The organism is Pseudomonas fluorescens (assembly GCF_002022275.1).
GTDB classification, from domain to species: domain Bacteria; phylum Pseudomonadota; class Gammaproteobacteria; order Pseudomonadales; family Pseudomonadaceae; genus Aquipseudomonas; species Aquipseudomonas fluorescens_AJ.
Map to the genome: position 1 here is coordinate 648,088 of NZ_MSDF01000014.1, position 11,800 is coordinate 659,887.

Consider the following 11,800-nt stretch of genomic DNA (forward strand, 5'->3'; position numbering starts at 1 on the left):
GCTTGTCCCGCGTTGGACTGCGTAGCAGTCCCATTTTTGGGGTCGCTGCGCAACCCAACGCGGGACAAGCCCGCTCGCCACAAGGGTGTTGCTGTTCTATCGCGGGCTCACTGGGTGTCTGCCCTGTTGCTCACGCGCTTGGCAAAATGTTGATAGGCAACGCCCATCTTTCGTTGCTCAAACAGCGAGAACACCAGGGTGCCGAGCAGGATCAGCATCCACACCAGAAACAGCTTCATGACATCCACGTGGGCGACAAACAGCAGCAGGGTCACCACGCCGCCGATGACCATGCCGAACCCCGTCCAGGCGCCCAGCACGCGGGCTACGGCGATGCGCATGCCTTTGGGCAGCAGCAGCCGGGTCGCCATGATCACCACGATCAGCGTCAGGAAAAAGCCAAACGCGGCCATGAAGGGAATCGGGAAGCCCTCTTCGCGGTACAGCCAGGCGAGCAGTTGATAAAACGGGCCCTGCCCGGCCATCTGTTGATACGTCTCGGGGCCCGGCAAATGCAATTGAGTGAAATGCTCAGGGGTCATGGCCATGATGCCGACCCCGAGCAAGTCCACCACCGCGCCATAAAAGCCACCGGCCCGCCACAATGGCGCCAGAACGCGGCGGTTTTCCACATCCTCGGTCAGCGCCACGCCGAACACGGCCTTCGGGTGCTTGCCCTGGGCGATCACCGTCTGACCCGCCCGCTCGCAGGCATCGCCGATCAGCATCACGTCCAGGTCCTGAACCAAGAGGATTTCACCTTGGCGCCGGGAGCTGCCAATCAGCTCGTATTCGTCGGGCGATTTATTGCCGAACAGGTCAATGCCCTCGGCAACCACGCCGACCTCACCGCTGGCGTCCTGCAGCCGGAAGTCATTGCAACGCGCGTCGCTCGATATGCGGCTCCAGCTCCAATCGCCGTCTTTGTCTTTCGTCCCCTCTTCGACAATCCACACATAACCCACGCACGGCTTGCCCAGCACCGGTGAGAGCAGCGTTTTGTCGGCTATCACCTTGCCGCGCACTTCCACCAGGCCCATGGCCAGCGAGCGTATCTGGCTGGTGGCCAGGCGCTGTTCGGTTTTATAGAAGGTGGGGCCGAAGCTGACCAGCAGGCCGATCAGGATAAACATCGGGAAAAACAGCGCGATCAGGATGTTGGGGGCGTACACCATCAAGGCGATAAAGCCAGCGAGAAACACCAGCCCCAGCAGGGTTTTCCACTTTGGCTTTTTCACCACGACGCCCGCCTGGGTGGTTTTCATGCGCCCGGCACCTCAAGTTTCACGCCGTCATAGCGGGTTTCTTCTGCACTGACCGCCAACAGCGGAATGCGCTGATAGCTGAGCATCCGCGCGAAGAACAGGTCCGGAAACACCGCGATGGCAATGTTGTAGAGGTTCACCGACTCGTTGAAAAACTCGCGACGGTCGGCAATGCGCTCCTCCACGGCCGAGATGGCGTGCTGCAACTCGACCATGTTCGGGCCCGAGATCAGGGTGGGATAACTCTCCGCCACCGCAATCACCGACTTGAGCGCCGCGTTGAGCTGGTTGGACGCCTCGACCTTGTCGTTGAGGCTGCTGGCGTTCAGGTATTGAGTGCGCGCGTCACTCAGGCGCGTGAAAAGCGCGTTCTCATGGTTCATGGCGGTTTGCACCACGCGCATCAGATCAGGGATTTGATCCGCGCGTTGCTTGAGCAGTACATCGATGTTGGCGAAGGCTTTATCCACATCATTACGCCGCATCACTAGGCCGTTGTAGACGCCGACCATCCAGCCGATCAGGCCGACGACGATGATAATCACGACGATGCCGGCGATAAGCAGTTCAATATTCATGGTGAAGGCGTCCCTGGCTGAAGTTATCCACAGGGAGGCATTCTAGGGGTAAAGCCGGGCGACGCGCCCGGCAGTAGCCCACAGTTTCGACAGGAGGTCGTTAATTCAGGGCCGCCATGCGCACCACCTCATTGCGGTCCACCTTACCCAACGCGTTACGCGGAATTACATCGCTCAGCACAATCCGCTCCGGCAATTTGAATGGCGCCAGTCGCGTACGCAGCCAATCGAGAATCTCATTTGCCGAAGTACCGGCGGCATCGGGCGCCAGCCTGACCAGCACCACCACGCGCTGCCCGGCTTCGCAATCCGGTGCGCCGGCTACGGCGGCATCGGCGACGGCCGGGTGCAGGATCAGTTGGTTTTCCACTTCCACCGGGGAGATTTTGTCGGTAAAGCGCACGATCTGGTCCTTGCAGCGCCCAATGAATCGATACTCGCCATCGGGTTGCTGCACCATCAGGTCGCCGGAGGAAAACCAGCCGTCACGGCTATGGCTGATGATGTCGCCGGGGCCGGTCCAGTAGCCGAGGCTGAGGTTGGGGCCGCACATCTGCAATTCGCCGACTTCGCCTGGCGTGACTTCCACGCCGTGGGTATCCACCAGTCGCGCGCGACCGGGGACGGCGGTCAGGGTGTCCCAGGCAGAACCAAACGCCATGCTGCCCAGGCATTCCGTCAGGCCATAGGTGTTGTTCAAGTGGAGCTCGAAGGCGCTTTGGAAGGTTTCGGCAATGGCTGGCCGACAGGCGTCCCCGCCGACGCCGCAGACGCGCAGCGAGCTGAGGTCACGCGGGCGTTTGCGTTGGGCGTCCACCAGCGGTTGGCAGATAAACGGCGCGACAAACAGCATGGTGCCGCCTTCGCTCTCGATGGCGTCGAGGAGCTTGTCGGCATCGAAGCGGCTGAACATGACCTCCTGACAACCACGAATGACCGTCGCCATCAGCACGAAGGTGCCGGAGACATGCGCCACCGGCGTGCTGCCAATCGTGCAGGCGTCAGAATCCAGCTTCCACGCACTGAGTGCGCCGGCAACGTGGGAAATGGCGCGCTGGTTGTAGGCCACCAGCTTGGGCATGCCGGTGGTGCCGGAGGTCGCCAGCAGCAGGCAGGTTGAATCGATGTCCACGGGGACTACGGCAGTGTGGCGGCTGCCATCGCCCAGCAGTGCTTCCCAATTTGCACTGGTAAACCTGCGCGTACGTTCGAGGACGTCGCTGTCCATCTGCGAGACCACGGGCTGCAAATCTGCTTCGTGGATAAACAATTTGGGGCGCAGCCAACCCAGGAACTCATCCAGTTCACGGGCCGTGAATTCCGTCTTGAGCGGCACCATGATCGCCCCGCTCATCATCGCGGCGAACAGGAACACCGCGTACAGCGGCGACGTGCGCACCAGCATGACGATGCGATCACCCGGTTCGACGCCTGCGTGCTTGAGCCCATTGCTCAGGCGCACCACTTCACTGGCCAGGCGGTGATAGGACCAGACGTCACCGTCAGCGATCAGCGCAATGGCGTTGGGCCGTTCGTCAGCGTGATGAAACAGCGCGTGCAGCGGCGTTTGCGAGGGGGACGGGGCTTCAGCAGGTTCGAAACAGGTCAGCATGATCGTCTTCCAGGGGGCTAGAACTACCCGCGCAGTTGCGCGCTGTCCCAAGGGAACACCTGGAAGGGCCGATTTATTTCGTGAAGCTTCGGTTACGCAACGACTTCATCGAGGAAGCTGTAATCGATATAGCCTTCGCCACGACCACCGTAGAAGGTGTTGCGGTCGTAATCATTGAGCGGTGCACCCGTGCGCAGGCGCTCAGGCAGGTCGGGGTTGGAGATGAAGAGTCGGCCGAACGCCACTAGGAAGGACTCAAAAGTACGGGGAGAGGCACATTCCTTGTTAAGGGTGGCCAATCATGACGGTTATTCCGTAAAGGAATATTTTGGTGCTTTGAGGAACAGGACTGGGTCTACCGAGATGCCTCCACCATCCGCGACTCGACGAACGTCACAAAAGCCCGCGCTTTGGCGCTGGCTTGGCGGCCGGTCGGGAACACCGCCCACAGGTCGATGGGTGGCAAGGTCCAGTCTTCGAGGGCGGCTTGCACGGTTCCAGCCTTTAATTCGGGTGCGAACATCCACTCCGAAGAGATGGTCAGGCCCAGGCCCGCCAGCACCGCTTCGCGAATCCCTTCGGCAGCGCTGATGCGCAGCCGCCCGCGAAGGGTCACGTTGGTTTTTACCGACTCTTGCTGGAATGCCCACACCGCGCCGCCGCCTCGTTGGTCATAGACGACGGCCTGGTGAGCATTCAGGTCGGCAGGTGTCTGCGGTTTGCCAGCCGTTTCGAAATAGGCCGGCGTGCCGAGCACGAGGCGACGGCCTTGAGCGATTTTTCTGGCGGTTAAACCGGAGTCGACCAAGTCGCCCATCCTGAGGGCCACGTCGATGCCCGCTTCGATCAAGTCGACATTGCGATCATCGAGCACCACCTCGACATCCAGCGACGGGTGTTGCGCCAGAAACTGCCCCAGATGAGGCACGATGTGCAGCCTCGCAAAGGTCACGGCAGCGCAAATCCGCAAACGGCCGGACAGCGTCGCCCCGGCCCCGCGAGCAGCCATGTCTGCCTCATCGGCCTCCTGGATCGAACGCTTGGCGTGTTCGTAAAAATTTTGCCCCGCCTCCGTGGGCGTCAGGCCGTGCGTGGAGCGCAGGAGCAGCCGAACGCCCAGCCGCTCTTCGAGCTGGGCGATGGATTTTGAAATCGCTGGCTGACCCACGTGAAGCTGTCGTGCTGCGCCGGAAAACGAACCGGTTTCGATGACGCGCACCAAGGCTTCCATGGCAGCCAGTCGATTCATCGCGCTTTACTCAACCGTCACCGATTTGGCGAGGTTGCGCGGTTGGTCAACGTCAGTGCCCTTGAGCACGGCAACGTAGTACGACAGCAACTGCAGCGGGATGGTGTAGAGGATCGGCGACAGGGTGTCATGGATGTGCGGCATGTTGATGACGTGGGTGCCTTCGGCATTGGTCATGCCGGCTTTCTCGTCGGCAAACACGATCAATTGGCCGCCACGCGCGCGCACTTCCTGCAGGTTGGATTTGAGCTTCTCCAGCAGTTCGTTGTTGGGCGCAACGGTGACCACCGGCATGTCGTCATCCACCAAGGCCAATGGGCCGTGCTTCAACTCACCCGCCGGGTAGGCTTCGGCGTGGATGTAGGAGATTTCCTTGAGCTTGAGCGAGCCTTCCATCGCCACCGGGTACTGCGCACCACGGCCGAGGAACAAGGTGTGGTTCTTGTCGGCGAACAGTTCGGCGACTTTTTCCACGGTGCTGTCCATGGCCAGGGCTTCGCCGAGGCGCGTCGGCAGGCGGCGCAGTTCTTCGACCAGGGTGGCTTCAACGCCTTCGGCGAGGGTGCCGCGAACCTGGCCCAGCGACAGAGTCAGCAGCAGCAGGCCGACCAGTTGGGTGGTGAAGGCTTTGGTGGACGCTACACCGATTTCGCGACCGGCCTGGGTCAGCAGGGTCAGGTCGGATTCACGCACCAGCGAGCTGATGCTGACGTTGCAGATCGCCAGGCTGCCCAGGAAACCCAGCTCCTTGGCGTTGCGCAAGGCGGCCAGGGTGTCGGCGGTTTCGCCGGACTGGGAAATAGTCACGAACAGGGTGTCGGGCTGCACCACCACCTTGCGGTAGCGGAATTCGCTGGCGACTTCGACCTGGCACGGGATGCCGGCCAGTTCTTCGAGCCAGTAACGGGCAACCATACCGGCGTGGTAGCTGGTGCCGCACGCGACGATCTGCACGTTACGCACTTTGGCGAACAGCTCGGCGGCTTGAGGGCCGAACGCGTTGACCAGCACCTGGTTCTGGCTCAGGCGGCCTTCCAGCGTGCGTTGCACCACGGACGGCTGTTCGTGAATTTCCTTGAGCATGAAGTGGCGGAACTCGCCTTTGTCGGCGGCTTCGGCACCGTCGCGGTACTGCACGGCTTCGCGCTCGACGGAATTGCCGTTGACGTCCCAGATTTGCACGCTTTCACGACGGATGTCGGCAATATCGCCTTCTTCCAGGTACATGAAGCGGTCGGTCACCTGACGCAGGGCCAGTTGGTCGGAGGCGAGGAAGTTCTCGCCCAGGCCCAGGCCAATCACCAGCGGGCTGCCACTGCGGGCGGCAACCACACGGTCAGGCTGGCTGGCGCTGACCACGGCCAGGCCGTAGGCGCCGTGCAGTTCCTTGACGGTGGCCTTGAGGGCGACGGTCAGGTCGCCCAGATCCTTGAGCTTGTGGTTCAGCAGGTGCGCGATGACTTCGGTGTCGGTGTCCGAGGTGAACACATAACCCAGGCCCTTGAGCTGTTCGCGCAGCACTTCGTGGTTTTCGATGATGCCGTTATGCACCACTGCCAGGTCACCGGAGAAGTGCGGGTGGGCATTGCGCTCGCAGGGCGCGCCGTGGGTGGCCCAGCGGGTGTGGGCGATGCCGAGGCGGCCGACCAGTGGCTCACCGGCCAGGGCTTGCTCCAATTCGCTGACCTTGCCCGGGCGACGCACGCGCTCAAGCTTGCCCGCGTTGGAGAAAACCGCCACACCGGCGCTGTCATAGCCACGGTATTCGAGGCGCTTGAGGCCTTCGAGCAAGATGGCTGTTACGTTACGTTCAGCGACTGCGCCAACAATTCCGCACATGGTGTTTCTCCTAGATGATTGCCGCGCATATCAGCGTAATGCCGCGGGCTTGGATCTGGTCGCGGGCCTCAAGCGGCAGGCGATCATCGGTGATTAGGGTATGGACGCTGCTCCAGGGCAGTTCCAGGTTGGGAATCTTGCGGCCGATCTTGTCGGATTCGACCATCACCACCACTTCACGAGCGACGTCGGCCATCACACGGCTCAGGCCCAGCAATTCGTTGAAGGTGGTGGTACCGCGCTGCAGATCGATGCCGTCGGCGCCGATAAACAGTTGATCAAAGTCATAGGAGCGCAGCACCTGTTCGGCGACCTGACCCTGGAACGAGTCCGAGTGCGGGTCCCAGGTGCCGCCGGTCATCAACAACACCGGCTCGTGTTCCAGTTCGCTCAGGGCGCTGGCTACGTGCAGAGAGTTGGTCATCACCACCAAGCCGGGCTGGTGGCCCAGCTCGGGAATCATGGCGGCGGTGGTGCTGCCGCTGTCGATGATGATGCGAGCGTGTTCGCGCAAACGCATCACGGCCGCACGGGCGATGGCGCGCTTGTAGACCGAGATGGGTTGAGCGGCGTCGCCCACCAGTTCCTGAGGCATGGTGATTGCGCCACCGTAGCGACGCAGCAACAGGCCGTTGCTTTCGAGGGCAGCCAAATCCTTGCGAATGGTCACTTCCGAGGTTTCGAAACGCTTGGCCAATTCGTCCACGCTGACTTCGCCCTGTTCATTGAGCAAGGTCAGAATGTTGTGGCGCCGTTGGGGTGTATTTCGTTTCGACATGGTGACGATAAGTTTCGTTTCGAAAGATAACGAAGGCAATCAAAACCTATTGGTGAAAGATCGTCAAGTAGGGAGAACAATTTTTTGTTTGTCACCAACCCAATGTGGGAGCTGGCTTGCCTGCGATAGCGGAGTGTCAGGCGACATCAATGCAGAATGTCAGACCGCTATCGCAGGCAAGCCAGCTCCCACAGGAGGTAGGGTCAGCCAGCTGGATTGTGGATAACTCAGGTTTTTTTGATTTTTACCGGGCGTTTCCAGCCGTCGATGTTGCGCTGGCGGGCACGGGCGACGGCCAGTTGGGACTTATCCACATCCTGGTTGATGGTGGAGCCGGCAGCGGTGTTCGAGCCATCGCCGATGGTCACCGGTGCGATCAGCGAGTTATTGGAGCCGATGAACACGTCTTCACCAATGGTCGTCTGATATTTGTTCGCACCGTCGTAGTTGCAGGTGATCGCACCGGCGCCGATGTTGCTGCGCGCGCCGATGACGGCATCGCCCAAGTAGGCCAAATGGCCTGCCTTCGCGTCATCACCCATCACCGCGTTTTTCAGCTCAACGAAGTTACCCACATGAGCCCTCGCCCCCAGCACGCTGCCAGGACGCAGACGCGCAAACGGACCCGCATCGCTGCCCTCGCCCATCACCGCACCGTCGATATGGCTGTTGGCTTTAACCACCACGCCTTTGCGCAAGGTGCTGTCCTTGATCACGCAATTCGGGCCAATCACCACGTCGTCTTCGATGATCACGCGGCCTTCGAGGATCACGTTGATGTCGATCAGCACGTCGCGGCCCACGGTGACTTCGCCGCGCACGTCAAAGCGCGCCGGATCGCGCAGGGTCACGCCTTGTGCCATCAGGCGGCGGCCTTCGCGCAACTGGTAGTGACGCTCCAGTTCGGCGAGTTGCTTGCGATCGTTGGCGCCCTGCACTTCCATCGGGTCGTGAGGTTGTTCGGTCGCGACCAGCAAGCCATCACTCACGGCCATCTCGATGACGTCGGTGAGGTAGTACTCGCCCTGGGCGTTGTTGTTGGACAGGCGGCTCATCCAGTCAGCCAGCTTATTGGCTGGGACCGCCATGATCCCGGTGTTGCCCTCGGTGATCGCACGTTGGGCATCGCTGGCGTCCTTATGCTCTACGATGGCGGCGACCCTGCCGTCGGCATTGCGCACGATGCGGCCATAGCCGGTGGGGTCATCCAGCTCTACGGTGAGCAGGCCCATCTGACCCGGCACGACGTGCTGGAGCAGGCGTTGCAGGGTTTCCACTTCAATCAGCGGCACGTCGCCGTACAGGATCAGTACGGTGTCGGCATTGATGAAGGGCACGGCTTGCGCAGTGGCGTGGCCAGTGCCGAGTTGTTTGTCCTGCAAAACAAAATTCAGGTCATCTGCGGCCAGACGCTCACGGACGGCATCGGCACCATGGCCGATCACTACGTGAATCCGCTGGGGGTCGAGTTGCCGGGCGCTGTGGATAACATGACCGAGCATGGAGTTGCCGGCCACCGGGTGCAGCACCTTGGGCAAGGCTGAACGCATGCGAGTGCCTTGACCTGCGGCGAGAATGACGATTTCGAGAGACATGAATGGCTACCAATCCTGGGCGGTCCGACTTCAGACCAAAGAAGTGTTTTGCAAAAAAGAAAAAGGGTAGCCGAGGCTACCCTTTTTAATCAATCGCGCATGAAACAAGACGGCGTGGCCGCTTACTTCTTGCGGATCTGCTGGAGCGTGCGCAGCTGGGCTGCAGCCTCGGCCAGACGTACAGCAGCAGCGCTGTAGTCGAAGTCCGCGCCCTTTTCGTTCAGGGCCTTCTCGGCAGCCTTGACGGCTTCCTGAGCGGAGGCTTCATCCAGGTCGCCAGCACGTTGCACGGTGTCGGCAAGTACCTTGACCATGTTCGGCTGAACCTCGAGGAAACCACCAGAGATGTAAAACACCTCCTTTTCCCCGCCTTGCTTGGTCAGAGTGATCGGACCTGGCTTCAAGCTGGTGATCAGCGGTGCGTGGCCCATGGCAATACCAAGGTCACCCAGTTCGCCGTGTGCAATCACCATTTCTACCAGACCGGAGAAGATTTCCCCTTCCGCGCTGACGATATCGCAATGGACTGTCATAGCCATCTGATTGCCTCAACCTGATGAGCGCCCGTTGCCGGGCGCCGGGATTACAGTTTCTTGGCTTTCTCGATCGCTTCTTCGATGCCGCCGACCATGTAGAACGCTTGTTCTGGCAGGTGGTCGTAGTCACCGTTGAGGATGCCTTTGAAGCCAGCAATGGTGTCTTTCAGGGAAACGTATTTACCCGATGCACCGGTGAAGACTTCAGCCACGAAGAACGGCTGCGACAAGAAGCGCTGGATCTTACGAGCACGGTTTACCAACTGCTTGTCGGCTTCCGACAGCTCGTCCATACCCAGGATCGCAATGATGTCCTTCAGTTCTTTGTAACGCTGCAGCACGTACTGAACGCCGCGAGCGGTGTCGTAGTGCTCCTGGCCGATCACGTTCGGGTCCAGCTGGCGCGAAGTCGAGTCGAGTGGATCGACCGCCGGGTAGATACCCAGGGAAGCGATGTCACGGGACAGAACGACGGTGGCGTCCAAGTGGGCGAAGGTGGTCGCAGGCGACGGGTCAGTCAAGTCATCCGCAGGTACGTATACCGCTTGGATCGAGGTGATCGAACCTTCTTTGGTCGAAGTGATACGTTCTTGCAGAACGCCCATCTCTTCGGCCAAGGTCGGCTGGTAACCTACTGCGGAAGGCATACGGCCCAGCAGTGCGGATACTTCAGTACCGGCCAGGGTGTAACGGTAGATGTTGTCGACGAACAGCAGAACGTCGTTACCTTCGTCACGGAACTTCTCGGCCATGGTCAGGCCAGTCAGTGCTACGCGCAGACGGTTACCCGGCGGCTCGTTCATCTGACCGTAAACCAGTGCCACTTTGTCCAGAACGTTGGAGTCCTTCATCTCGTGGTAGAAGTCGTTACCCTCACGGGTACGCTCGCCCACACCGGCGAACACGGAATAACCGCTGTGCTCGATGGCGATGTTACGGATCAGTTCCATCATGTTTACGGTTTTGCCTACACCGGCACCACCGAACAGACCGACTTTACCACCTTTGGCGAACGGGCAAACCAGGTCGATAACCTTGATACCGGTTTCGAGCAGATCGTTGCCGCCAGCTTGTTCGGCGAACGAAGGTGCTGGACGGTGAATGCCCCAGCGCTCTTCGGTGTCGATCGGGCCAGCTTCGTCAATCGGGTTGCCCAGTACGTCCATGATCCGGCCCAAGGTCGCTTTACCGACCGGTACGGAGATGGCAGCGCCAGAGTCGATAACGTCCAGACCGCGCTTCAAGCCTTCGGTGGAACCCATCGCAATGGTACGAACTACGCCGTCGCCCAGCTGTTGCTGAACTTCCAGAGTAGTTTCCGCGCCTTGTACTTTCAGCGCGTTGTAGATGCTCGGTACGCTGTCGCGTGGAAATTCCACGTCGATAACGGCGCCGATGATTTGAACGATACGTCCGCTACTCATAGCTGGATCCTCTGAATATTTGAACCGTTAAACCGCGGCAGCGCCGCCGACGATTTCCGAGATCTCTTGGGTGATCGCAGCCTGACGCGCCTTGTTGTAGATCAGCTGCAAATCGCTGATCAGATCACCGGCGTTATCGGTAGCGTTTTTCATCGCGATCATCCGCGCCGCTTGTTCAGCTGCGTTGTTCTCGACCACCGCCTGGTACACCTGCGACTCCACGTAGCGCACCATCAAGCCGTCAAGCAGCTCTTTGGCGTCTGGTTCGTAGAGGTAGTCCCAGTGGTGCTTGAGTTCCTGATCCGGAGTCGCCACCAGTGGAATCAATTGCTCCACGGTTGGCTGCTGGGTCATGGTGTTGATGAACTTGTTGGATACCACGGACAGGCGGTCAATCCGGCCTTCCAGGTACGCATCCAGCATCACCTTCACACTGCCGATCAAATCATTGATCGACGGCTCTTCACCCAGGTGGCTGATAGCTGCTACGACGTTACCGCCGAAGTTACGGAAAAAGGCCGCACCCTTGCTACCAACAACACACAGATCGATCTCGACGCCCTTTTCGCGGTTTACCGCCATGTCCTTGACCAGGGCCTTGAACAGGTTGGTATTCAAACCACCGCACAAACCACGGTCACTGCTCACTACCACATAACCTACACGCTTAACTTCGCGCTCGATCATGAACGGGTGGCGGTATTCCGGGTTGGCGTTGGCCAAATGCCCAATTACCTGGCGGATACGCTCCGCATAAGGACGGCTAGCAGCCATGCGCATTTGTGCCTTGCGCATTTTGCTGACCGCCACTTTTTCCATGGCGCTGGTAATCTTTTGCGTGCTTTTGATGCTCGCAATCTTACTGCGAATCTCTTTTGCGCCTGCCATGTAACACCTATCAGGTTAGCAAGCGGGAGCCTTGCG

10 protein-coding genes and 1 pseudogene are annotated in these 11,800 nt (G+C 60.0%); all 11 read right to left on the bottom strand.

The genetic code is table 11. From position 1 onward, the window contains the following. Window positions 1–107 precede the first annotated feature (107 nt). Window positions 108–1,265, bottom strand: a complete 1,158-nt coding sequence (locus tag BFW87_RS11225) for a hypothetical protein (RefSeq protein ID WP_078739890.1) — start codon at window positions 1,263–1,265, stop codon at window positions 108–110. Then, window positions 1,262–1,843, bottom strand: coding sequence for a LemA family protein (locus BFW87_RS11230; RefSeq protein WP_078739891.1), 582 nt, complete (start codon window positions 1,841–1,843; stop codon window positions 1,262–1,264). Before BFW87_RS11230 ends, BFW87_RS11225 begins: the two co-directional genes overlap by 4 nt. 100 nt (window positions 1,844–1,943) lie before the next feature. Further along, a complete protein-coding gene (locus tag BFW87_RS11235) occupies window positions 1,944–3,455 on the bottom strand; it encodes a class I adenylate-forming enzyme family protein (RefSeq protein WP_078739892.1) in 1,512 nt (503 codons plus the stop codon). Between the two features lie 92 nt (window positions 3,456–3,547). Next, window positions 3,548–3,703: pseudogene (locus tag BFW87_RS31495) on the bottom strand (alkene reductase); the annotation flags it as partial. Window positions 3,704–3,810: 107 nt separating this feature from the next. Continuing rightward, a complete protein-coding gene (locus BFW87_RS11240; RefSeq protein WP_078739893.1) occupies window positions 3,811–4,704 on the bottom strand; it encodes a LysR family transcriptional regulator in 894 nt (297 codons plus the stop codon). Between the two features lie 6 nt (window positions 4,705–4,710). After that, window positions 4,711–6,543, bottom strand: a complete 1,833-nt coding sequence (gene glmS / locus BFW87_RS11245) for a glutamine--fructose-6-phosphate transaminase (isomerizing) (protein ID WP_078739894.1) — start codon at window positions 6,541–6,543, stop codon at window positions 4,711–4,713. A 10-nt stretch (window positions 6,544–6,553) separates the two neighbouring features. Beyond that, window positions 6,554–7,321 carry a DeoR/GlpR family DNA-binding transcription regulator gene (locus BFW87_RS11250; RefSeq protein ID WP_078739895.1) on the bottom strand — a complete coding sequence of 256 codons (768 nt, stop codon included), beginning with the start codon at window positions 7,319–7,321 and terminating at the stop codon, window positions 6,554–6,556. A 227-nt stretch (window positions 7,322–7,548) separates the two neighbouring features. Continuing rightward, the gene (gene glmU / locus BFW87_RS11260) at window positions 7,549–8,916 is read right to left on the bottom strand and encodes a bifunctional UDP-N-acetylglucosamine diphosphorylase/glucosamine-1-phosphate N-acetyltransferase GlmU (protein ID WP_078739897.1); all 1,368 of its coding nucleotides are present in this window, start codon (window positions 8,914–8,916) and stop codon (window positions 7,549–7,551) included. A 122-nt stretch (window positions 8,917–9,038) separates the two neighbouring features. Further along, the gene (locus BFW87_RS11265; protein WP_003177061.1) at window positions 9,039–9,455 is read right to left on the bottom strand and encodes a F0F1 ATP synthase subunit epsilon; all 417 of its coding nucleotides are present in this window, start codon (window positions 9,453–9,455) and stop codon (window positions 9,039–9,041) included. A 44-nt stretch (window positions 9,456–9,499) separates the two neighbouring features. Next, complete coding sequence (atpD, locus tag BFW87_RS11270) at window positions 9,500–10,876, bottom strand: F0F1 ATP synthase subunit beta (RefSeq protein ID WP_003177062.1); 1,377 nt, start codon at window positions 10,874–10,876, stop codon at window positions 9,500–9,502. 27 nt (window positions 10,877–10,903) lie between these two features. Then, complete coding sequence (gene atpG / locus BFW87_RS11275) at window positions 10,904–11,764, bottom strand: F0F1 ATP synthase subunit gamma (protein ID WP_034139931.1); 861 nt, start codon at window positions 11,762–11,764, stop codon at window positions 10,904–10,906. Between the last annotated feature and the right edge of the window lie 36 nt (window positions 11,765–11,800).